The organism is Pseudomonas kulmbachensis (assembly GCF_963681935.1).
GTDB classification, from domain to species: domain Bacteria; phylum Pseudomonadota; class Gammaproteobacteria; order Pseudomonadales; family Pseudomonadaceae; genus Aquipseudomonas; species Aquipseudomonas kulmbachensis.
Genome location: NZ_OY817088.1, coordinates 2493559 through 2517798 on the forward strand (window position 1 = coordinate 2493559; position 24240 = coordinate 2517798).

Here is a 24240-nt window from a genome sequence, read left to right on the forward strand (position 1 = left end):
AACCCAAGGCCGGCGGGGTGATCAGCGTCGGCGGAACAGTGGCATCGGCTCATCGGTAGACGACTGGTAGGTCACTGAAAAATCTCTCAGGCCTTCCAGCGCTTCGTATGGGTCTTTGTCGGCACGAATGGCAAATGCGTCAAAACCGCAGCGGTGCAGGTAGAACAGCTGGTCGCGCAATACATCGCCAATGGCACGCAATTCGCCTTTGTAACCGTAGCGGTCACGCAGCAGGCGTGCATTGGAGTAGCTGCGGCCATCGGTGAAGGCCGGAAAATTCAGGGCAATGACCTGAAAATTGGCCACATCGTCGCCAATTTCTTCCGCTTCTTCATCGCTGTCCAGCCACACGCCCAGGCCGCCATCGCGAGCCTTGAGGGCGTGGCCGTGTTCGCGCCACATCACCAACGGGACGATAAGGTCGTCGCAGTTGGAGATTTCGTCAAAGGTGGTTTCCTTGGGCAACAAGTGCCAGGTTTCATCGATGACTTGGTTGTTCTTAATTATTCGCTGCATAGACGCGCTCCTTGAAAGGGTCGATGCCGATACGCTGGTAGGTGTCGATGAAACGCTCATCTTCGGTACGTTTTTCAACATACACGTCGATCAGCTTTTCAATCACATCCGGCATGGCGTCCTGGGCGAACGATGGGCCGAGGATTTTCCCCAGGCTGGCATCACGGCTGGCGCTGCCACCCAAAGACACCTGGTAGAACTCGGCGCCTTTCTTGTCCACTCCCAGAATCCCGATATGACCGACGTGGTGGTGACCGCAGGCGTTCATGCAACCGGAAATGTTCAGGTCCAGCTCGCCGATATCGAACAGGTAGTCCAGGTCGTCAAAACGGCGCTGGATTGACTCTGCAATCGGGATCGATTTGGCGTTGGCCAACGAGCAGAAATCGCCGCCAGGGCAGCAGATCATATCGGTCAGCAAACCAATGTTTGGCGTGGCGAAACCGTTTTCGCGCAACTCGCCCCACATGGCAAACAACCGGTTTTCTTCAACATCGGCCAGGATGATGTTTTGCTCATGGGAGGTGCGCAGTTGGCCGAAGCTGTAGCGGTCGGCCATTTCTGCAATGGCGTCCCACTGTTTGTCGGTTACATCGCCCGGTGCAACGCCAGTCGGCTTGAGCGACAGGGTCACGGCGACATAGCCCGGCTTCTTGTGGGCCAGGGTGTTACGGGAGCGCCAACGGGCGAAGCCCGGATGCTGCTTGTCGAGTTCGGTCAGTTCGGCGCCGAAGTCGGGCAGGTCTTTGTAGTCGGGGTCCACGAAGTGCTTGGCGATACGCTGGACTTCGGCTTCGGTCAGGGTGTTGGAACCACCGCGCAGGTGAACCATTTCGGCTTCAACACGCTCGGCGAACACTTCAGGCGTCAGCGCCTTGACCAGAATCTTGATCCGCGCCTTGTACTTGTTGTCACGACGGCCATAGCGGTTGTACACACGCAGGATGGCTTCGAGGTAGCTGAGCAGGTCTTGCCACGGCAAGAACTCATTGATGAAGGCACCGATCACCGGAGTACGGCCCAGGCCGCCACCCACGAGCACACGGAAGCCCAGCTCGCCAGCTTCGTTGAACACCGGCTCCAGGCCAATGTCATGCACTTCAATGGCGGCACGGTCAGACGCCGAACCGTTGATAGCAATCTTGAACTTGCGCGGCAGGTAGGCGAATTCCGGGTGGAAAGTCGTCCACTGACGCACGATTTCGCACCAAGGGCGCGAATCGATCAGCTCGTCGGCAGCGACACCGGCAAACTGGTCGGTGGTGACGTTGCGCAGGCAGTTGCCGCTGGTCTGGATTGCGTGCATTTGCACGGTGGCCAGTTCTTCCAGGATGTCCGGAATGTCTTCCAGCGCAGGCCAGTTGAATTGAACGTTCTGCCGGGTGCTGATGTGGGCATAGCCCTTGTCATAGTCGCGAGCGATTTTGGCCATCATTCGCGCTTGGCGCGAAGTCAGCTGACCATAAGGCACGGCAACCCGCAGCATTGGGGCAAAGCGTTGAACATAAAGGCCATTTTGCAGGCGCAGGGGGCGGAACTCTTCTTCGCTCAGCTCACCTGCCAGATAGCGTCGGGTCTGATCCCGGAACTGCTTGACGCGGTCCTCGATGATCCGCTGATCGTACTCGTCATATACGTACATATAGGTCCTGTTCTCAGGCTGCTAACAGCTTATCTGCGCGCACGGCCGCGCACTCCCCACGGAGCGGGGCACGATACCAGTTTGTAGTTATGCGCAAAAGTGATGTTTAAGCATATGCAAAGAACCAAAACGACTATAAGAGGTTGATTCTCAATCCCTTACTTGTGAGAAGGGCATTGCTGGGCTTAACTGTCCGGAAGTCTTCAAGCAATCACCCATAAAACCGAAAAGAGGCGATGCGATGAGTACTCCAGTCAAAGTGCGTAAAAACGACAGCAAGGTCGATGCGTGGGCCATCTTTTTTCTGATTGTTCTGGTGGTTTCAACTGCCGTGTTCTGGGTCAGTCACCAATAACCTTTAACGTCTGACGCTTTGCCGGTCTTTTGATAAATCCGGCGATGCTCGGTATACGGTAATCGGCTGCGTGCCTGATGGTATTGTGCCTGCAATAATGCAGGTCAATTCCTTGGGGCAGCAGTCCATGCTCAAATTTCTCTGTCAGTGCGCGCTTGTCGTGTGCCTGCCTTTCTCGGCTGTGGCGCACGGGGCTACGGTGTTGTTTCTTAACCCTGGCCATGCCGATGAAACCTTTTGGGTCAGCTATTCGCAGTTCATGCAGGCTGCCGCCAAAAATCTACACCTGCAGCTTCAAATCCGCTATGCCGACCGATCGGCACCAACGGCCGTCGCGCAGGCGCGTGAAGCCTTGAAGGGCGAAGTTCGCCCCGACTATCTGGTATTCGTCAACGAGGAGTACATCGCTCCGCAAATCTTGCGCATGGCCAAGGACAGTGGTGTAAAGCTGTTTATGGTCAACAACGCCCTGACCCCTGAGCAATTGAGTCTTGTGGGCCCTGAACTGGAGCGTGATCCATACTGGATTGGCAGCATGGTGGCCAACGACGAGGAGGCGGGTTACCTGATGCTCAGCGAAATAATTCGCCAGCACGGCCCGGTCAGTGCGGGCCAATCGGTGGATTTGCTGGCGTTCTCGGGGCCAAAAAATACTCCAGCCGCGCAACTGCGGGAGAAGGGCCTGTACAGAGCACTGGCCGAGCATCCTGAAGTTCGTTTGCGGCAACGGGTCTACGGTGAATGGAACAAGAACCGCGCCTATGATCAAGCAACCCTGTTGCTCAAGCGCTACCCCGCAACGGCACTGATCTGGTCGGCCAATGACGAGATGGCGTTTGGCGCCATGCAGGCTGCGCAAGAGGCAGGCAAGGTGGTGGGGCGAGATGTACTGTTCAGCGCGGTCAACAGTTCAATTCCGGCGCTTGAGGCTCGCATCGACGGGCGTTTGAGTGCGTTGGTCGGCGGGCACTTTACCTTGGGCGGTTGGGCCATGGTGCTGATCGGCGATGATGCCAAGGGCATCGATATTAGCCAATTCGGTGGCAGGAACCGCAAAGTGCCGCTGTTGCAACTGATTGATCGCCAGCAGGCGCAACACTTGCTGGTACAGGTTCGTAGCGAAACCTGGCAGGTGCCTTTTGCGCGCCTTTCAGCCCAGGGTAAGCCCGCGTCCTGGCACTATCCCTTCAGCCTCAATACGGTGCTGCAAGCACCCTAGACCCCCGCCAGATACAGGATCAACTTGACGATCCCGAACAGGCTCAGCGCGAAAATCAGCGTAAACAGCAAGCCCATCAGCAGAAACTGACTGGGCTTGCCGTGGCTGAAATCGCGGGAGCGGTTCTTTGCGCTTTGCACCCCGAAAGCGGCGGCCATCACGCTGTGCAGCACTTGCCAGAAGGTCGGGGGCTTGTTGTCTGGATCGTCCATGAGGTCCTCGTGCATCGTCAAGCGAGACTGCTCACATCACAGGATAGTCAAGATGGCCACTGTTTGAAGGCAGGGCCGACATATACATACCGCCATAGCCGCCAACCCTTTCGTTGTACTGGGGCTTCTTAATCGAGCATCAGGAGAGGCTCAATGACCACATGGCGAGTATCCGCAGGCCTTGGGCCGCATGCGGCATTTATCAAAGGCAAAGTCCCCGGCTGGATCAAGCACAGCAGAGTTGCCGATATAAAGCGGCTCAAACAGGGGCTGTTTGTGCACGCGGATGCCGGGGATCACACGCCGCCGTCATGGTTGCGCCGGGCGTTGGCTGCTAGCCAGGAACGTAGTCGTCGGGCCAATGACGAATTGGCTGGAACCCTGAAAGACCTCCAGGGCATCACCCAGTTTGCCGAGCCCAGGCTTAAGGAGGCGTTGCACAGCCACAGTACGACAGGTGTCGAAATTGACGTTAACCAGAACCGTCTTTATTACCTGCGCCGTGAACAACCCGTGCAGCATCAAAGCCTGCTCCAAGCAGCGTTGCAGAACTTTGAAGGCAATGAAGAGTTTTCTCTGGTGGTCAATGGGCAGGTCAGCGCCTTGGCGCCCGAGGGTGCTTTGGATATCGACAAATGGACTCCCGTAAGTTCAACGGGTATCTACTCGCAAATGGCCGATGCGCTGGTGCATGGTTCGGGTTATGCCGTTGGGGCAATTGAGCAAGCCCGGGAAAGTCTCAAGCCTGTGTCGGGCTTCAGTTACCGAGAAGAACTCGATATGACGCCCCAGGTTTTCTCGGATATCTGCCGTGCGCTGGATCTGGGGCAGCAGTATCAGGATCATCTTCATGCCGTGTTCGAGGCACCCGACACAGCGCCTGTGGTGAGCTACCAGATGGTTCGGGCGCAGAAGGAGTTGCTAAGCGTACGGATGAACATCGCGCTGTTGAAAAAGGATATATCCCGGCAAACCTACGCCATGTTGCAGTCAGTGCTGGCCAGTGCTGCGGCCCCGATGTTGTATGGAAAACCCGTGGTTTTAAGTCAACTCCAGTTGTATGGCTTTACCTTGGGCGAGGTCTTGCTCATCGGCCCGTATCGTTCAACGCTACCGGTAACAGAGTGGGCGGATACACGGCTGGGCTTTGAGCTGCCAGTAATGAAAAAGCCTGATATGGAACCTCTGGTGGTTTATATCCCTGGGGCACCGCGGTATCCGCTCAAGGAATACCCTTCGCTCGAAGCATTCCAGTACGAGCTGGGGCTGAACTTGCGCACCGCGCCCTATCAACAGTTGTTCGCAAGCCTGGTGCCGCAAGGGGCCGCCGGGACCTTTTTGGCGCGCCTGAACGACCAGTTGTATAAAACCAAGCCCGACCCCGGCACGGGGCAAGCGCCGGTTTATGTTGATGAAGTGGACCTCAAACTAAACCAGCGTTACATCGAGGCCGCGCCCGCCGACTTGTTCAGCGAGCTGTACAGCTTGCATCTGCAACGTATCAAGGCCAATGCCCGGTTGCTCGCTGTGCCAACCGCCGATGCCGACCGCCAGTTGTTGCAGCAGCGCCTGGATTACTACCTGGGCCTGGGATTGGACGTGGTGAATGTTGCCGCGTTTTTTATCCCCGGTGCAGGGGAGGTGATGATGGCGGTTATGGCGCTGCAAATGAGCCTGCAGGTGTATCACGGCATCGAGTCATGGAGCGTCGGCGATACAGAAGGGGCCTGGTCAAATTTTGAGAGTGTGGCGATAAACCTGGCAGTAGCCGGTGTGGTGGGTGGTATCGGCCATGGCATCAGTAAAATTCCGCCAGGCGCGGTGTCCCGCTGGGGCGATCAACTGGTCTCGATTACATTGCGCGATGGCCAAACCCGTTTATGGAAGCCGGACCTGATCCCGTATCAATGTGATGGCTCGTTGATTTCTCAGCTCAAGCCCAATGCGCTGGGACAATATGAGGTCCAAGGGAGGCTCTATGTTCAGGTGGATCAACAGGTTTATAAGCAGGCCCATGACCAGGTACTGAACGTATGGAAGGTCTTGCACCCGACGGACAGCGAGGCTTATCAGCCGGTGCTCCAGCACAACAATGCCGGTGCCTGGCGTCACAGCCATGAGCAGCCCTTGCAATGGGATCGCCCGACCTTGCTGCGGCGGCTGGGGCATGTGACTCAAGGGTTTGATGACGCAACCCTGGCCCGGATTGGCGACGTCAGCGGTGTCACGGACGACGCATTGCGCAAGATGCATGTTGATGGGCTGCCACCGTCTGCGCTTTTGCTGGATACCCTTGAGCAGTTTTGGGTTGAACGGCAACTGATTGAGCACAAACCATCGCTTAACCAACATTACTACGATGAATTGCGTACCCGAGAAAAAAACCTGTTCAGGCGCCTGACTGACACTGGCGACCGGGAAAAACCGGACGTTGAAAGGTTGTGTCGCAGGTTTCCCATGTTGTCGGAGCGCACGGCGGGGGAGGTACTTGCCCAGGCCAGTCAAAGCGATCTGGCACAGCTTCGCACGCTGGGGCGGATGTCGGGTGCCCTCGATGACCTGGCGCGTGCCGCTGCGCAGCAAAGCCGTCTGAATCGGGCTTTGGCCGGTTTGTATCTGCCGGGTCTGGCGTCGGTCGACAGCGAGCGTCTGGCAGAGTATTGCCTGAAGATACCTGGGGTCAGCCAAGACACACTGGGAAGCTATGCAACCACCCATCGTCTCGAGATGGCGCGCGCCCTGAAGATCCGCCTGCCGCGCTCCAGGCCTGGTCTGCAACGGCTCAATGGGCAAATCGGCTATCCCTTGTCGGGACGTGGAGAGGCGACGGAGGTCGCCCCTTCGCTACTCTCCAGAATGCGCGCCATCTACCCGAACATGACTGACGAGGCGGCCAGCCGCTATCTGTACGACCGGCAGAGTGGGGGCGAGACGGCTCAGCACCTGTTTCACTTTCTGGCCAATCAGCAGCGCGAACTGGAGGGTTTGCGCGCCACGCTGGAGCGCTGGATGCGTACGGGCAACGACTGGGAACGTCAGCCGGTGGCAGACAGGGTGATTGCCTGTTGGCGAACAGGCTTGCTGCGCAATCCGCAGCCCTCTGCGTACCTTGATTTCGGGTCGGTGAGTGATTTCCCTGCTCTGGACGCCGACTTCTCTCATGTCAGGGCAATAAAGCTCGACGTAGACCTGATGTTGAGTGAACCGGGTGCCGGTTTTGTGAAGCGTTTCCCCGGTGTGCAACGATTGGAGTTGAGTGATATCCAGGGTCACATGAGCCCGGTAGCCGCCGCCCTGGCTGAACTACCAAGCCTCAAGGAACTGTCGCTGGAGGCAGGCTACCCGGGGTTCACCCAGGCGTTTATCGAGAGGCTTTACGCCTTGGGGCAAATTGACCATTTGGCGTTGAACGGGTTTGTGGATGCTCTGGATGTGAGTGCCTGGCCACAGTTGCAGGTATTGCGAGTAACCGGGCAACTGGCGCAGTGGCCAACCGGGGTATTCGCGCTTGAGCATCTCCAGACCCTTGACCTGTATGGAACATCAATCCAGACACTGCCTGATGAGCTGTTTGCCGAGCATTTGCAGTTATGGAAGGGGCTGCGTCTGGACTGGTCAAATATAGACCCGCAAACAGTAATGAAAGCCTATCAATACCTGCGTGCCGAGCCGGCCCACTTTAGGGATTTGCAACAGTGGCTGGCGCAGTACTGCCAGGGTTGCCTGAGACGATTTACGGATCAGGATCAGCTGTTTTTCGAGATGGTGCTGGCCCAGTCCGCCCTCAAGGAACAGGGGTTTGCTGAACTGTTCAGCCAGCTCAATAGGCTGCATGAAGAGCATCGGGCACTTGTGGACGCTTTGGACACCTGGTTAAACCAGAGGCCGATGGCCCTCGACATGTTTTTTCGCAGGCACACGGCTGACAGGATTCAAAACTGCTGGAGGCTCAATATTGCTGCTCGGCTGGGGATGGAGGACCAAGCAGCGGGGGCTGCTTGGCGGAGAAACTCAAACTCCGGAGTGCTGGAAGTATCAGCCGGTGTGGTGGGCGATTTGCCGCAGTTGCCTGCGAGTGCCTTTGCTCATGTAGAGCATTTGGATATGAGCAACTTAAGCGTTCCTCTGAATGAAGTTGATCGGTTTTTGGCCGCGTTCACCAATGTTCAGACCCTGGACCTGAGCCGCAACGGCATGACTTCATTGCCAGCAGCACTGAGTGACATGAGGCGGCTCACGGAGCTCAATCTGTCCTATAACGAGTTGACGGTCAGCCCCCCGATACAGGGGTGTTTGAATCGGTTGAGCGAGCTTTGCAAATTGAATCTTGAGCGTAATCGCGTTATGTCCCTGGACGTGCGATCCCTGCCCAAATTGCAGGCGCTCAACCTCAGTGACACGGGTATCCGGGAGTGGCCCACCGGTGTGTTGGAACTGGGGTTGTTGCGACAGCTGAATTTGAGTCGCAGTGCCATCACTCACGTCCCGCAGGCGGTATTGACTGGCCATGAGTTGCTGATGCCGGGCATTCGCCTGAACGGTTGCCAGTTGGCGCCTGCCAGCTGTGCAGAGCTGCTTGCCTATGCTCAACGGGCAGGACGTGACAGTGCGGGAGGGATCGGCGTGCACTTGCTGGAGCAAGGCAAAACCGGAGGCACGCCCGAGTATTTCCCCCGGTCGATATCAGATAGCCCGGAACTGTTGCTGGCCTACCTGCCGGAACTTGCGCAAGGTGCGTCGCAATTGACCCCGGCGGCCATACTCCAGAGGTTGAACCCTGAGCTGACGCTAAGAGATGCGATTGCCTGTATCGATGATCTGCAGGCCACTGGCATGGGGTTGAGCGAGATTGAACTCCAGCTTGCCGAGTGGGGCCAACAACATGGCGCTCTGGTCCAGAAACTCAATGGCTGGATTGACACGCCTGGCTACAGAGAAGGCGGGCGGTGGGTCAGTGCCCTCGATCGCAGACGTGCGGCTGACCGGATCATGCAGGCCTGGGGTCAAACGCTGGGCACCCGGCATGCACAGAGCAGCCAGACGCTGGATTTTTCGGATCTGTGCCTGGGGGATATGCCGCAGCTACCTGTCCAGCTGGAACATGTAATGACGCTGAATTTAAGTGGTGTCAGGCTTACAGCTCAAGGTTCGGATGTCTTCATCGCCGATTTTCCGGAGTTGCAAACCTTGCGACTCAATAACAATGCGCTGACCAGTCTGCCCGAGGCTGTCGGTTCACTGGGCAACCTCACCCGGCTTGAGGCCGGATTTAACAGCCTGGAAGACAGCGAACAGTTGCATCGTCAATTGCAGCCGCTGGCGCATCTGGAGTGGCTCGACCTGAGCCATAACCGCCTTGAGAGTTTTGACTTGAGCGGGCTGGCACAGCTGCAAACCCTCGATCTGAGCGGTAACAATCTGGCGCGATGGCCCACCCGAGTACTCGACACGCCCAACCTCAGAACCCTGAACCTGAGCAACAATCAAATCGAAGACATTCCCACGCAGCTGTTTGCAGGCAACAACGATACGCTGATGGCAGGCACCGATCTGTCCGATAACCTGCTGTCGTACTCGGGGTACAGAACACTGCGCGACTATATGGACTTTTCGGGTAATAACCTTGGCTTTACCCGAGAGGAAGTTGACAGTGCGCTGCAGGAAAGCGACGAATCAGACAGCACCATCAATGATTCCGATGAGGATTACGACCACTTGGTCTCGGAGCCCGTGGCGCAGCAAAAGGCCCGATGGTTTGAAGGTGTTGCCCATGACTCACCCAAGCACGGGATCTGGGCTGGCCTGCAGGCTCAGGAAGATAGCGAAGCGCTTTTCCATCTGCTCAGTGAACTGAAGAACTCCCGCGACTTTATTCAGGACAAGACCGATCTGACAAAACGGGTGTGGGACGTTCTGCGGGCTATAGACTCGGATCCAGAGTTATGCAGAGATGTATTTGCCCGCGCACGCTCCCAGTACACCTGCGGCGACGGCAGAATCCTGTTGTTCAGTAATATCGAAGTGAAAGTGTATGAGTTCACTGTGCTCAAATCAGTGGTTGCGGGTGAGGAGGGGGCCGCTCTGCTCAAACTGTCCAGAGGGCTGTTCCGTCTGGGGCAAGTGGAAGAAATCGCCCAGGCGGCGATTAACCAGCGGCCGAAAATCGACCCTGCGGAAATTCGTATGGCTTATCGCGTCGATCTGGCCAAGCGCCTTGAGCTTCCCAGGCAGCCGAAGGACATGCTCTACAGAAACGCAGCCAAAGTCAGTAGCCAGGAGCTTGAGGCGGCATACGTCGACGTGTTGGCTGCCGAAAACACCCCCGCATTTATGGAGCAACTGCTGGCGCGGGAATATTGGGTGGATTACCTGAAGCGCAAATACCCGCAAGAGTTCACGGAACTTGAGCAGCTTCGCCAGGAGCAGGCTGAAGCGCTGGAAGATCGTCATCCGGATTTTGGTACGGCTTACAGTGTTGAGGTCGAAGCGCTGGGTAAAAAGAACAGCAGCGCAGAGCGGGAGCTACTCTTGCGCCTGACACAGCGTGAGCGAACAGAGATAGAGCACATCTGACAAAAGCCTGCAGGAGCCGTGATGGCTCCTGCAGGTGCATCAGCCCTTAGTTGTCATACCCAAGGTTTGGCGCCAGCCAGCGCTCGGTTACGGCCAAGTCCTGGCCTTTGCGCGCGGTGTAACTGTCGATCTGATCCTTGTCGACCTTGCCCACGGCAAAGTATTGCGCTTGCGGGTGGGCGAAGTACCAGCCGCTGACCGCTGCCGCAGGGAACATGGCGTAGTGTTCGGTAAGGAACACGCCGCTTTTGCCTGCGCGCATTTCTTCGGCTTCTGGGTCCAGCAAGGCGAACAAGGTGCCTTTTTCGGTGTGATCCGGGCAGGCCGGGTAGCCGGGAGCAGGGCGGATGCCGCTGTATTGCTCCTTGATCAGATCCTCATTGGCCAACTGTTCGTCCTTGGCGTAGCCCCAGTAGTTAGTTCGCACTTGCTGGTGCAGCCATTCGGCACAGGCTTCGGCCAGGCGGTCGGCCAGGGCCTTGACCATGATCGAGTTGTAATCATCGCCTGCGTCCTGGTAGGCCTTGGCCACTTCTTCAGCGCCGATCCCGGCGGTGGTGATAAAACCACCTACGTAGTCGGTTACGCCGCTGTCTTTTGGCGCGACAAAGTCGGCCAGCGAGAAGTTCGGCTTGCCGTCGGTCTTGATGATTTGCTGGCGCAAGTGATGCAGTTTGGCCAAAGGCTGGCCATCATCACCGTACAGTTCCAGATCATCGTCGTTGACCTGATTGGCCGGCCAGAAGCCGAACACGGCACGGGCGCTGATCAGCTTTTCGTCGATCAGTTTATTCAGCATTTCCTGGGCATCGGCATACAGTGCAGTCGCCGCTTCGCCGACCACTTCGTCAGTCAAGATGCGCGGGAATTTGCCCGCCAGGTCCCAGGAAATAAAGAACGGCGTCCAGTCGATATATTTGGCCAGTACCTTGAGATCGATATTGTCCAGCACCTTGGCGCCGGTAAAGGTTGGTTTGACCGGCTGATAGTTAGCCCAGTCGAACTGCGGCTTCTTGGCGATGGAGGCCGCGTAGCTCAGGCGTTCGGTGCGCGCGCTGCGGTTGGCGGTGCGCTCGCGGACTTCGATGTACTCGAGACGGGTTTTTTCGACGAAAGCCGGTTTCAGTTCCTTGGACAGCAACTGCGTGGCCACGCCCACGGCGCGTGAGGCGTCAGTCACGTAGATCACTGCATCGTTTTGATACTTGGGTTCGATCTTGACCGCGGTGTGCGCCTTGGAAGTGGTCGCGCCGCCGATCATCAGCGGCAGATAGAAGTTCTGGCGCTGCATCTCGCGGGCGACGTGGACCATTTCATCCAGTGACGGTGTGATCAGCCCCGAAAGGCCGATGATGTCGCACTTCTGCTCCTTGGCCACCTGCAGGATTTTCTCCGCAGGCACCATCACCCCCAGGTCCACGATGTCGTAGCCGTTACAGCCCAGCACCACGCCGACGATGTTCTTGCCGATATCGTGGACATCGCCTTTTACCGTGGCCATCAGGATCTTGCCCTTGGCCTCGGGTTTATCGCCTTTTTCCAGCTCGATAAACGGGATCAGGTGGGCCACGGCCTGTTTCATCACTCGGGCGGATTTCACCACCTGAGGCAGGAACATTTTGCCCGCGCCAAACAGGTCGCCGACGATGTTCATGCCCGACATCAGCGGGCCTTCGATCACTTCGATGGGGCGCTTGAAGGATTGGCGCGACTCTTCGGTGTCTTCGACGATATGGGTGGTGATGCCCTTGACCAGTGCGTGCTCCAGACGCTTGTTGACGTCCCAGCCGCGCCACTCTTCGGTTTCTGCTTCCTTGACGCTGCCGTCGCCCTTGTACTTGTCTGCTATCGCCAGCAAGTTGTCGGTGCCGTCCGGGGTGCGGTTAAGCACCACGTCTTCCACGGCATCGCGCAGCTCGGCGGGGATCTGGTCGTAGATTTCCAACTGGCCTGCGTTGACGATACCCATGGTCAGGCCGTTGCGGATTGCATACAGCAAAAACACTGAGTGGATCGCTTCACGCACCGGGTTGTTGCCGCGGAACGAGAACGACACGTTGGACACGCCGCCCGAGGTCAGTGCATATGGCAGCTCGTCGCGGATATAGGCGCAGGCGTTGATGAAGTCCACAGCATAGTTGTTGTGCTCTTCAATACCGGTGGCCACGGCAAAGATGTTCGGGTCGAAGATGATGTCTTCCGGCGGGAAGCCCACATCATTGACCAGAATGTCGTAGGAGCGCTTGCAGATTTCCTTCTTGCGCGCTTCGGTGTCGGCCTGGCCGGCTTCGTCGAAGGCCATTACCACCACGGCGGCGCCATAGCGCTTGCACAGTTTGGCGTGATGGATGAACTGCTCGACGCCTTCTTTCATGCTGATCGAGTTGACGATGCCCTTGCCCTGGATGCACTTGAGGCCCGCTTCAATCACTTCCCACTTGGAGGAGTCGATCATGATCGGTACGCGGGAGATATCCGGCTCGCCAGCGATCAGATTGAGGAAGGTGACCATCGCCTTCTTCGAGTCCAGCATGCCCTCGTCCATGTTGATGTCGATGATCTGCGCACCGGCCTCAACCTGTTGCAGCGCGACTTCCAGGGCTTCGGTGTAGTTGTCTTCCCGGATCAGGCGGGCGAAGCGGGCAGAACCTGTGATGTTGGTACGTTCGCCGACGTTGACGAACAACGAGCTGCGATCGATGGTGAACGGCTCAAGGCCCGAGAGGCGGCAGGCCTTTGGGATATCCGGGATCTGACGCGGCGCGTAACCGGCCACGGCGTTGGCGATGGCCTGGATATGCCCCGGCGTGGTGCCGCAGCAGCCACCGACAATATTCAGGAAACCGCTTTGGGCGAATTCTTCAATCACCTTGGCGGTTTCGGACGGCAGCTCATCGTACTCGCCGAATTCGTTGGGCAGACCGGCGTTGGGGTGAGCCGAGATGTAGGTGCTGGCCTTGTTCGACAACTCTTCGAGGTAGGGGCGCAACTCGCTGGCGCCCAGGGCGCAGTTCAAACCCACCGAAATCGGCTTGGCGTGGCTCACCGAGTTCCAGAACGCTTCGGTGGTCTGGCCTGACAGGGTACGGCCGGAGGCATCGGTGATGGTGCCGGAAATCATGATCGGCAACTCGATGCCCAGCTCTTCAAACACCCCTTGGACGGCAAAGATCGCGGCCTTGGCGTTGAGGGTGTCGAAAATGGTCTCGATCAGGATCAGATCGGAACCGCCTTCGATCAGGCCTTTGGTGGCCTCGGTGTAGTTTTCTACCAACTCATCGAAGGTGACGTTGCGGTAGCCGGGGTTGTTTACGTCCGGCGACAGGGAACAGGTACGGCTGGTAGGGCCGAGCACGCCCGCGACAAAACGTGGTTTGTTCGGGGTTTCGAGAGTCTTGGCGTCGGCAACCTTGCGGGCAAGGCGTGCGCCTTCTACGTTTAACTCGTAGGCCAGCGCCTGCATGCCGTAGTCGGCCTGTGAAACCTGGGTGGCGTTGAAGGTGTTGGTTTCGAGAATATCGGCACCGGCATCCAGATACGCCTTCTCAATGGCCCCGATCACATCGGGACGGCTGAGGATCAAAAGGTCATTGTTGCCTTTGACGTCGCTCGGCCAGTCGGCGAAGCGTGTGCCACGATAGTCGTGTTCCTCTAGGCGGTAGCTTTGGATCATAGTACCCATGCCGCCATCGAGAATCAGAATGCGCTCTTTGAGGGCTTGCTGAAGTGCTTGGAGACGAGCGCTGCGGTCAGACATAGGACTACCTGTTAGAGCCATGCAAAAGATGCGAAATCATAACAAACCTGCGTGGGATTTGAGTGCTCTGGAATTTACATGAATTTCATTCATGTTGCTGCAGGTGCTCGACGGGTAGAATCGCGACATATTTTTGATATCAGGACAATGGCACATGTTTTTTCGCCTACTCACCAGCGCCGTGACGCTGGTGGTGTGCAGTACAGCGATGGCACAGGCCCCGTTGGTAAGCCCGGCTATTTCCTACACCAGGGATATACAGCCGATCCTCACTGAAAAATGCGTTGCCTGCCACGCCTGTAACGACGCAGCCTGTCAATTGAACCTGGGGAGCGCGGAGGGCGCGACCCGGGGTGCCAGCAAGGTGCCGGTGTACAAAGGGGATCGTGTTGATGCCGTGGCGCCGACGCGGATTTTTTATGATGCCAGCGGCCCAAGTGAGTGGCGTAACAAAGGCTTTTACTCGGTGCTTGATGCTCAGGGCGCCCAAGCTGCCTTGATGGCTCGCATGCTTGAGTTGGGCCACCGTACGCCGCTGACCCCCAATGCCAAATTGCCTGCAGAAATCGTCCTTGGCCTCAATCGCGAGAATGTCTGCCCGGCACCGGGTGAGTTCAACGCTTACGCTCAAAACCATCCCAAAGAGGGCATGCCACTGGCCGTAACCGGGCTGACAGACAAGCAATACACCACGGTGCAAACCTGGCTGGCCCAGGGTGCCAAAGTTGATCAGCACGCGATCCAACCCACTGCCGCTGAGTCGGTACAGATTAGCGAGTGGGAAGAGCTGCTCAATCGCTCGGGTTCGACCGAAGCCCTTGTCGGGCGATGGTTGTACGAGCATCTGTTCCTGGCCCATGCCTATTTCGACAACGGTGTGCCGGGGCATTTCTTCCAGTGGGTGCGCTCGCGCACACCAAGCGGGCAGCCCATTGATCTGATCGCGACCCGCCGTCCGAACGACGACCCTGGCACGGCTTTTTACTACCGGCTGATGCCGGTGCAGGGCGTGATCGTGCATAAAACCCACATCACCTACCCGATGGGGGCCAGCAAGTTGGCTCGGGTCAAACAGCTGTTCTACAGCGGCGACTGGCATGCCACCAGCCTGCCAGGCTACGGGCCGCGCGGGCGAGCCAATCCGTTTGAAACCTTTGAGGCGATTCCGGCGGTTGCGCGATATCAGTTTATGCTCGATAACGCCGAGTATTTCGTGCGTACCTTTATCCGTGGTCCGGTATGCCGTGGGCAAATTGCGACCGATGTCATTCGCGACAATTTCTGGACTGTGTTCCAGGAGCCGGCCCATGACCGCTACGTGACCGATGCTGCCTATCGTGGCGAAGCCACGCCGTTGCTGGCAATGCCTGGCCAGATCGACGACGTTGGTAGCGTCATTTCGCTGTGGCATAACTACCGCGACAAGCGCAACGACTATGAAAAGCTGCGCCAGGAGGCCTATGCCGACATGCCGCCGCCAAGTTGGTCGACCCTGTGGGCGGGCAACGACAACGCCTTGCTGACGGTATTCCGTCACTTCGACAGCGCCAGTGTCAGCAAGGGGCTGATCGGCGAGATCCCGCAAACCCTGTGGCTGTTTGACTACCCGTTGCTGGAACGCACCTATTACCAATTGGCGGTCAACTTCGATGTGTTCGGCAACGTCTCGCATCAGGCGCAGACGCGCTTGTACTTCGACTTGATCCGCAACGGTGCCGAGGTCAACTTCCTGCGCCTGATGCCAGCCTATTCACGCTCTACCATCCTGAGCGACTGGTATCAGAACAGCGGCAAGCTGAAAATGTGGATGGACTATCAAAAAATCGATACTTCCACCCCGACCGGCATGCAGCTCGAACCGGCGGACCCCAAGCGTGACTTCGCGCTCAAGTTGATTGAGCGCACTGGAACCCTGAATGCGCGGCCAGATCCGATCAATCGCTGTACTGGAGCGTACTGTTCGCGGCCCGATATCCCGCAAGAGTTCAAATACGCTGAGCAATCCCTTAGCCGCTTGACCTCGCGCCCCGCGGCCGGGCTGGCAGTCATCAATCAATTGCCGGAAGCCACCATGCTACGCATCGAAGGTGCCGACGGCAAACGCGAGATGTACAGCATGCTGCGCAATCGCGCGCATACCAACGTTGCCTTTATGATGGGCGAGGAATACCGCCTGGTGCCGGGGCTGGACACCCTGACCATTTACCCTGGCGTGCTCAGCAGTTACCCGAACTTTATGTTCAATATCCCGCCGGGTCAGGTCGAGGCCTTTGTTGAGGCCATGGAGCAATGCAAGGACCAGGAGACTTTCGACACCATCGTCGAGCGCTGGGGGATTCGGCGCAGCCATCCGCAATTTTGGCAGTACTTCCACGATATTGGTCAGTACATCAATGAAACCGATCCGGTCGAAGCGGGCGTGTTGGACATGAACCGCTACGAAAACCTGTAAAGGTCCGGTTGTATTCGAACGAATGGGGCGTAGCTTTCCTGACAAAAACACTAGGACTTTGTCAGGGGCGCCGATTGGCGTAAACTCTGTCCCATGTCTGCGAGGAGATTCCATGAGCGCCATAACGATTACCGACGCTGCCCACGATTACCTGGCTGATCTGCTGTCCAAGCAGAACACCCCGGGCATCGGCATCCGCGTCTTTATCACCCAACCTGGTACCCAGTACGCCGAAACCTGCATTGCTTACTGCAAGCCGGCTGAAGTTAAATCTGAAGATACCGCCATCGGCCTGAAAAGCTTCACGGCCTGGATCGATTCGTTCAGCGAACCGTTCCTGGACGATGCCGTGGTGGACTACGCCACCGATCGCATGGGTGGCCAACTGACCATCAAGGCGCCAAACGCCAAAGTGCCGATGGTTAACGCCGATAGCCCGATCAACGAGCGCATCAACTACTACCTGCAAACCGAGATCAATCCCGGTTTGGCCAGCCACGGTGGTCAGGTCAGCCTGATTGAAGTGGTAGAAGACGGTATTGCGGTGCTCAAGTTTGGTGGCGGTTGCCAGGGCTGCGGCCAGGCAGACGTGACCTTGCGTGAAGGCATCGAGCGCACCCTGCTTGAGCGTGTGCCGGAACTCAAAGGCGTACGTGACGTGACCGACCACTCGCAGAAAGAAAACGCCTACTACTAACAGGGCGTTCGCTGCGAAGCTGAAGAAAAAACGGTGCCCCGTGAGCACCGTTTTTTTATGCCTGTATTTTTGTGTGTTGTTGTCGGCGAAACCCGTAGCAGCTGACGAGCTCCGCGAGGCTGCGTTCGAGGACGTAGCCTTCGCAAACCCAATAATCGCGGTGTATCTGAACAGTCAATTTCTCAGGTTTTACGACTGCTGCGCAGCCGAACGCAGCCTCGCGGAGCTCGTCAGCTGCTACGGGTATTCACCGGTTTGGGGGCGATACAAATGCGCATGCCCGGCCCGGTACAGCGACGAGTCAGCAAAGCTGTCACTGGCCAGTACCCGGCCCACCAGAATCAGCGCCGTGCGCCGAAAACCCTTGGCCTGGACCTTGGCTGTAATGTCCGCAAGCGTGCCTTGCACCCAGTCCTGATCCGGCCAGCTAGCACGGTGGATCACCGCAATCGGACAATCACTGCCGTAATGCGGTGTCAGCTCGGCCACAATATTTTCAAGGTTCTTGACCCCCAGGTGAATGGCCATGGTTGCTTTGTGCTGCGCCAGACTGGCCAGTTCTTCGCCCGCAGGCATCACGGTTTTTTCCGCATAACGGGTCAGAATCACGGTTTGTGAAATATCGGGCAGGGTCAATTCTGCACCCAAAATGGCTGCGCAAGCCGCAGTGGCCGTCACCCCAGGAATGATTTCAAAGGCGATATTGAGCTCGCGCAAGCAGCGGATCTGTTCGCCAATCGCCCCGTACAGGCTCGGATCGCCGGAGTGGACGCGGGCCACATCCTGGCCTTTGGCGTCGGCCGCCTTGATCAGCGTGATGATTTGCTCAAGGTGCAGCTCGGCGCTGTTGATCACCTGCTCGGCCTGATGGCCTTGCAACACCGCTTCGGGGACCAGTGAGCCTGCGTAAATGATCACCGGGCAGCTGCGAATCAGGCGCTGGCCTTTGACGGTAATCAGCTCTGGATCGCCGGGCCCGGCGCCGATGAAATAAACAGTCATGGCAGTCTCTTGAAAGGGTCGTGATAGAGCTGTTCTTGAACAACGCTCATAGTGAGGCGGGGGATTATCGCGGGTTTTGCTCGATAGAGGCCAACGCAAAGGTTGCCCCCGGCGATTTTTGTCGTGTTATCAGAAGGCTTGCCGCTGCACCGCCGAGTTGTTCGGCCAGGGCCAGTGCGGCACTTTCGGCAATGCCGAAACATCCGGTTTGTTCGAACGCAAGGGACGAGCGATGGCTCAGTTCTGGCGCGTACGGTGCAAGTTGTTGCGCGCTGAACACCTCGAAACCGAGGTTGAGTTGCGCGGCCAGTTGCAGCAAACCAGGTTCCAGGCGTTTGCGATCGATACTGGCCAAGGCGCTGACTGCGCTCAGTGCGATCCCGGCCCGGCCCAGTGACTGTTCGATCAGCGTCAACAGTTCTTGTGTACTGCAACCCTGACGACAGCCCAGGCCAATCACCAGGATTGGCGCGGTGCTGTGTACTGTCACGCCGAGTACTGACCAGCAGACTTGCGGCGGAACAGCCAGGCGCTGATTACACCCAGAGCCAGCCAAAAGGCAAAGTTGGTCAGTTGCGAGGCAATTTTGAACTGCGACTCCAGCTCTGCGGGCGCCAGGCTGGAGTGCACCAGTGGCTGCGGTGCGCCAAAGAGATGGGGAACCACCAGAATGGCTACGCCCAGCACTTTCAGTGCCCAGTGCTTACCGAATACCAGCAGTGCGATTGCGACGGCGGTTGAGGCTGCAGTGCTGACCCACCAGATTTGCCTTTGCAGCAGATCAGCCGCGGCGGTGCCCGGCAACTCGGGCGGCAAGCCCAAGGTTGGCGCCAGACAGAACACCGCATAACCGGCAAGGCCCCAGAGCAAACCCTGGGATGTGCGAGTTGGCGCGCGCAAGGTGTACAGGCCCGCCAGCATCAGGGCGAAACCAACAGCAACTACCAGATTGCCGCCAGTGTTGGACAGCACGCGCTGCCAGCCGTCCTCCGGCTCCCAGGCCTCGGCATCATGTTCGTGGGCAGGCATGGCCATATCTGCATGCTCGTGTGCTTCGGTGGCGGCCGGTTTCTCGTAGGTTTCCGCTTGCAGAATCAACGGGGCGACCCAAAAACTTTGCAGCAAAGTCAGCAGTAGAGCGGCCAGCAGACCGGTGAAGCCTGCGGTTTGAGCGATACGCTTAATCATGGCAGGCACTCTCAATGGCACGGGAAGGCGGAGCTGTGACGGGTGTCATGGGCCGCGTTGTGGACCGCATCGATATGCGAGAACCCGGCAAAGTACACGAGAAAAGCGCCCAGCACGGCAGCGCCGACAGCGGCCACAATGCGTTGGCTTTGGGTAGCGGTAGTAGCGGCGGAATGGGTACGGCTGGTGCTGATAGACATGGCGCTTGCCTCTGGTCGGACGACGGGCAGCAAAGCGCAAGAAAACCCCGCGAACGAAGCTCGCAGGGTTTAACAGCGCCCGCCCACCGCGGGTTTGTTATTCATATTAACCAGGCCGGTCTCCGGGCTTGCGAGGGGCTCAACTGTTGAGCCTGCAAACATCTCCTTCCCATGCATCGAGCACAGTGGATCTGATGTTTCTCTCGCTTACCGTTGCGGGGGCAGCGCCGGACTTGTCAGAGCAAAACGCCTGACGCACCGGTTTCCCGTTTCACCCTGTGAAGGGCACCTGATACAAGATGTGTAGGAAACCACAGGGATGTGGGTATGCACAAGTCCTGTGGGAGCGAGCCTGCTCGCGAAGGCCTCAAGCGCTTCGCGAGCAGGCTCGCTCCCACAGTTATGAATTCATGCAGTTGCCAGCATGCTTTTGACCTTGTCGCGCAATTGATCAATCGAGAAGGGCTTGCCAATCACCGCCATGCCTTCTGCAATCTCAAGGGTTTCGGCGTAGCCGCTGGCAAACAGGATGGGCAGCCGTTGGCGCAACTCGCGGGCTTTGTCTGCCAGCGCCCGGCCGTCCATGCCCGGCAATCCGACATCGGTCATCAGCAAGTCGATGTGCTGGGCCTGGTCTGCCAGCAGTTCCATGGCGCGCTCGCTGCCATCGGCTTCAAGCACACTGAACTCCAGTTCTTGCAGCACGTCTACGATGAGCATCCTAACAATGGCGTCGTCTTCGACCACAAGGATGGTGGAGGGTGTAGCGGACATAATCATGATCTCGATAAAAATTTAAGCGCGGGTCTCACAGGCAGCAAGAATAGCCTTCACCCGCATTTGAGTGTGTTTGTTTGTGCGTAAAAGTGCTCTTAAAGGTAAGAAAATAGAACTATTGCTCGGTAATCCGGCAAACTCCAGTTTTTTATGACAGTACACGGGCCTGAAGAATGAACTCACCCGCATCAATTGATGAGCGCAGCTTTCGTAAGCTCTTGAGTCGCAACGTTGGCTTGCCCTTAGCCGTCGGTGTGCTTAGTGCCGCACTGTTTGTGGTTATGGTCAGCTATTTGTTGTCAGTGATCAGGTGGGTTGAACACAGTGACCGGGTTATCAGTAATGCCAACGAAGCCGTGCGCCTGACGGTCGATTTGGAGACCGGCATGCGCGGCTTTCTGATCACCGGCGATGAACATTTTCTCGACCCCTATGCCGTGGCCAAACCGCAGATCAATGTGCAATTGAAGAGTTTGCAGGAATTGGTCAGCGATAACCCGCAACAGGTCGACCGCCTCAAGCGCCTGGAAGCGCTGCAAGAGGAGTGGAATACCTATGCGCAATCGATGGTCGATATGCGCCGTCAGGACGGTGACTACCGCTCGGCGGTACAGGCCGGTCTAGGTAAGCGCCTGAGCGATGTCATTCGCAAGGAATACGACGACTTCATCCAAATGGAGCAGCAACTGCGGGTCACCCGCAGTGAAGATGTCAGTCGCACGACAATCATCAGTGTTGGTCTTTATCTGTTTTTTGTATTGGGTTTGAGCGGCTTTCTGGCCTATATCGGGCGTCGTGATTTAATCGAACTTTCAAGTAGTTACAACAATGCCTTCGAGTCACAAATCAAGACTGCGCAGCGTCTCGAGCAGCAGGCATGGCTGCGTAACGGGCAAACTGAACTGGCCGAACAGGTGCTGGGCCGTCTGACCCTCAATATGCTGGGCCGTAATATTCTGCAGTTCTGCGCCCAGTACCTGGGGTCAGTGGTCGCTGCGGTGTATGTACGTGAAGATCACGGTGGCCTCAAGCGTGTGGCCAGTTATGGTTTTTCTCGCGAGCAAGAAGCGCAGGATCAACTGATCCACAATGACGAAGGCATTGTTGGGCAGGCCGCACAGCAGGATCAGCTGATTCGCCTGGACGACGTGCCCGCCGACTACTGCTTAAAAGTCAGCTCAGGGTTGGGCGAAGGCAGTCCGCGCAGCGTGCTGGTAGTACCCACCAGCGATGATGATCGGGTCAATGGCGTCATCGAACTGGGCTTTCTCAGGCCTCTGACCGATCGGGATATCGAGCTGTTCGAACTGATTGCCGACAACATTGGCATGTCGATTGAGGCCGCGCGCTATCGTCAGCGTCTGCAAGAGGTGCTGGCCGAGACTCAGCAGCTCAATGAGCAACTGCAAGTGCAGCAGGAAGAACTCAAAACCGCTAACGAAGAGCTCGAAGAGCAGTCGCGCATACTTAAAGAGTCGCAAACCAGCCTCGAAACCCAGCAGGCCGAGCTTGAGCAGACCAACGAAGAACTGGCAGGCCAGCGCGACGCGATGGACCGCAAGAACAGTCAGCTTAATCAGGTGCAAGTACAGCTTGAAGAGCGCGCCGAAGAGTTGCAGCGCTCCAGCAAGTACAAGTCCGAATTCCTGGCCAATATGTCCCACGAGTTGCGTACGCCGCTGAACAGCTCACTGATTTTGGCCAAACTGCTGTCGGAAAACCCGCAACAGAACCTCAGCGCAGAGCAGGTCAAGTTTGCCGAGTCGATCTATTCGGCGGGCAATGACCTGCTTAACCTGATCAACGACATTCTGGATATCTCCAAGGTCGAAGCCGGCAAGCTCGAAGTACGCCCCGAGAACACCAGCGTGGCGCGAGTGGTCGAAGGTTTGCGCGGCATGTTCCAGCCACTGGCGGGTGAAAAGTCGCTGGCCTTTGAAGTCCAGTTGCAGTCTGGCACTCCGTCGATGATCTACACCGACAGCCAGCGCCTGGAGCAGATTCTTAAAAACCTGCTGTCCAATGCGATCAAGTTCACTGAAAAAGGTCGGGTCAGCCTGGCCGTATCGCGTCAGCCGGGTGTTGGCATTGCGTTTGCGGTCAGTGATTCCGGGATCGGTATTGCCCCGGAGCAACAGGACAGCATCTTCGAAGCCTTCCGTCAGGCCGATGGCACCACCAACCGCCGTTATGGGGGCACTGGACTGGGCTTGTCGATCTCCAGGGATCTGGCGACCCTGCTCGGTGGCTCGATCAATGTCAGCAGTAAACCGGGGCAGGGCAGCATCTTTACCCTGATCCTGCCTGAACAGTATGTAGAGCACGGGCAAGAACCTGCCCAACTGCCGATTGCCGCTGCGCCACGGGTTGCGCTGGTGGCCGCCAAGCCCCAACCGCTGCCAGCGGTGGTTGCACCGCTCGACATCCCACGTTTTATGGATGACCGGGAACAGGCTCCGTTTTCCACGCGCTGTATTTTGGTGATCGAAGACGAGCCTAATTTTGCGCACATCCTCTTCGATCTTGCGCATGAGCTGGGCTATCGCTGCCTGGTTGCCCATGGCGCGGACGAAGGCTTCAGCCTGGCCGCAGAGTTTATTCCTGACGCAATCCTGCTCGATATGCGCCTGCCGGATCACTCCGGGCTGACTGTGTTGCAGCGCCTTAAGGCGCTGGCACCTACCCGGCACATCCCGGTTCACGTGATTTCCGTCGAAGATCGAGTCGAGGCGGCGATGCACATGGGCGCCGTGGGCTATGCGGTTAAACCCACCAGTCGCGAGGAACTGAAAAATGTATTCGCCCGTCTGGAGGCCAAGCTCACGCAGAAGGTCAAGCGCGTGTTGCTGGTTGAAGACGATGACCTGCAGCGCGATAGTATTGCCCGCCTGATCGGCGACGATGATATTCAAATCACCGCAGTTGGCTTCGCCCAAGAGGCACTCGACCTGCTGCGCAGCAATATTTACGACTGCATGATTATCGACCTCAAGTTGCCGGACATGCTGGGCAACGATTTGCTCAAGCGCATGTCGACCGAGGATATCTGCTCGTTCCCGCCGGTGATCGTGTACACCGGGCGCAACCTGACCCGCGATGAAGAGGCCGAGCTGCGCAAGTATTCGCGCTCCATCATCATCAAGGGTGCCCGCTCGCCGGAGCGCTTGCTGGATGAAGTGACATTATTTCTGCACAAAGTTGAATCTCAGTTGTCCCATGAGCGGCAAACGATGCTCAAGACCGCTCGCAGCCGCGACAAGGTCTTTGAGGGGCGCAAGATTTTGCTGGTGGATGACGATGTACGAAATATCTTTGCCCTGACCAGTGCGCTGGAGCAAAAAGGCGCCATTGTGGTCATTGGCCGCAATGGCCGCGAAGCCATCGAGCGCTTGAACGAAATTGAAGACATCGACCTGGTGTTGATGGACGTAATGATGCCGGAGATGGACGGCTACGAAGCCACCGTTGAAATTCGCAAGAATCCACGCTGGCGCAAGCTGCCGATCATTGCGGTCACGGCCAAGGCGATGAAGGACGATCAGGAACGCTGCCTGCAAGCGGGCTCGAATGATTACCTGGCCAAACCGATTGACCTGGACCGGCTGTTTTCCTTGATCCGGGTCTGGCTCCCGAAAATGGAACGACTCTAA

General features: G+C 57.4%; 14 protein-coding genes and 1 riboswitch. Of the genes, 5 read left to right on the top strand and 9 right to left on the bottom strand.

Annotation, left to right across the window (positions count from 1 at the left end):
• Positions 1 to 21: 21 nt before the first annotated feature.
• Together U5A05_RS11400 and U5A05_RS11405 are read right to left on the bottom strand one after the other, a co-directional pair.
• Positions 22 to 516, bottom strand: coding sequence for a DUF934 domain-containing protein (locus U5A05_RS11400; RefSeq protein ID WP_321836420.1), 495 nt, complete (start codon positions 514 to 516; stop codon positions 22 to 24).
• The gene (locus tag U5A05_RS11405; RefSeq protein ID WP_261742171.1) at positions 500 to 2158 is read right to left on the bottom strand and encodes a nitrite/sulfite reductase; all 1659 of its coding nucleotides are present in this window, start codon (positions 2156 to 2158) and stop codon (positions 500 to 502) included. Before U5A05_RS11405 ends, U5A05_RS11400 begins: the two co-directional genes overlap by 17 nt.
• 482 nt (positions 2159 to 2640) lie before the next feature.
• On the opposite strand from U5A05_RS11405, the gene U5A05_RS11410 reads away from it, so the two are divergent.
• On the top strand, positions 2641 to 3732 hold the full coding sequence (locus tag U5A05_RS11410; protein ID WP_261742172.1) for an ABC transporter substrate-binding protein: 1092 nt from the start codon (positions 2641 to 2643) through the stop codon (positions 3730 to 3732).
• On the opposite strand, the gene U5A05_RS11415 is transcribed toward U5A05_RS11410, so the two are convergent.
• Complete coding sequence (locus tag U5A05_RS11415; RefSeq protein ID WP_261742173.1) at positions 3729 to 3944, bottom strand: DUF2970 domain-containing protein; 216 nt, start codon at positions 3942 to 3944, stop codon at positions 3729 to 3731. The genes U5A05_RS11410 and U5A05_RS11415 overlap by 4 nt on opposite strands.
• Positions 3945 to 4097: 153 nt before the next feature.
• Here U5A05_RS11415 and U5A05_RS11420 point away from each other — a divergent pair, with 153 nt between their 5' ends.
• Positions 4098 to 10517, top strand: coding sequence for an NEL-type E3 ubiquitin ligase domain-containing protein (locus U5A05_RS11420; RefSeq protein WP_321836421.1), 6420 nt, complete (start codon positions 4098 to 4100; stop codon positions 10515 to 10517).
• Between the two features lie 46 nt (positions 10518 to 10563).
• Here the strand turns inward: U5A05_RS11420 and metH are convergent, their stop codons facing one another.
• Positions 10564 to 14274 (bottom strand): methionine synthase, encoded by a 3711-nt coding sequence (gene metH, locus U5A05_RS11425; protein ID WP_321836422.1) that lies wholly within the window; start codon positions 14272 to 14274, stop codon positions 10564 to 10566.
• A gap of 154 nt (positions 14275 to 14428) precedes the next feature.
• Here metH and U5A05_RS11430 point away from each other — a divergent pair, with 154 nt between their 5' ends.
• Entirely contained in the window at positions 14429 to 16726 is a 2298-nt protein-coding gene (locus U5A05_RS11430) for a fatty acid cis/trans isomerase (protein ID WP_321836423.1), read from the top strand.
• Between the two features lie 112 nt (positions 16727 to 16838).
• Positions 16839 to 17423, top strand: a complete 585-nt coding sequence (nfuA, locus tag U5A05_RS11435; RefSeq protein ID WP_019827280.1) for a Fe-S biogenesis protein NfuA — start codon at positions 16839 to 16841, stop codon at positions 17421 to 17423.
• A gap of 237 nt (positions 17424 to 17660) precedes the next feature.
• Here nfuA and cobM read toward each other — a convergent pair whose 3' ends face one another.
• The 5 genes from cobM to U5A05_RS11460 form a co-directional block, all read right to left on the bottom strand.
• On the bottom strand, positions 17661 to 18425 hold the full coding sequence (gene cobM, locus U5A05_RS11440; RefSeq protein WP_261742177.1) for a precorrin-4 C(11)-methyltransferase: 765 nt from the start codon (positions 18423 to 18425) through the stop codon (positions 17661 to 17663).
• 64 nt (positions 18426 to 18489) lie between these two features.
• Positions 18490 to 18915: a cobalamin biosynthesis protein gene (locus tag U5A05_RS11445; protein WP_321836424.1), complete on the bottom strand. Its 426-nt coding sequence runs from the start codon at positions 18913 to 18915 to the stop codon at positions 18490 to 18492.
• Positions 18912 to 19613: a CbtA family protein gene (locus U5A05_RS11450; protein ID WP_321836425.1), complete on the bottom strand. Its 702-nt coding sequence runs from the start codon at positions 19611 to 19613 to the stop codon at positions 18912 to 18914. The genes U5A05_RS11445 and U5A05_RS11450 overlap by 4 nt, the downstream gene beginning before the upstream one ends.
• 11 nt (positions 19614 to 19624) lie before the next feature.
• The gene (locus tag U5A05_RS11455; RefSeq protein ID WP_019827274.1) at positions 19625 to 19813 is read right to left on the bottom strand and encodes a CbtB domain-containing protein; all 189 of its coding nucleotides are present in this window, start codon (positions 19811 to 19813) and stop codon (positions 19625 to 19627) included.
• A gap of 96 nt (positions 19814 to 19909) precedes the next feature.
• A riboswitch (cobalamin riboswitch) is annotated at positions 19910 to 20121 on the bottom strand.
• 100 nt (positions 20122 to 20221) lie between these two features.
• Positions 20222 to 20587 (bottom strand): response regulator, encoded by a 366-nt coding sequence (locus tag U5A05_RS11460; protein WP_261742180.1) that lies wholly within the window; start codon positions 20585 to 20587, stop codon positions 20222 to 20224.
• Between the two features lie 176 nt (positions 20588 to 20763).
• Here U5A05_RS11460 and U5A05_RS11465 point away from each other — a divergent pair, with 176 nt between their 5' ends.
• A complete protein-coding gene (locus tag U5A05_RS11465) occupies positions 20764 to 24240 on the top strand; it encodes a response regulator (RefSeq protein WP_321836426.1) in 3477 nt (1158 codons plus the stop codon).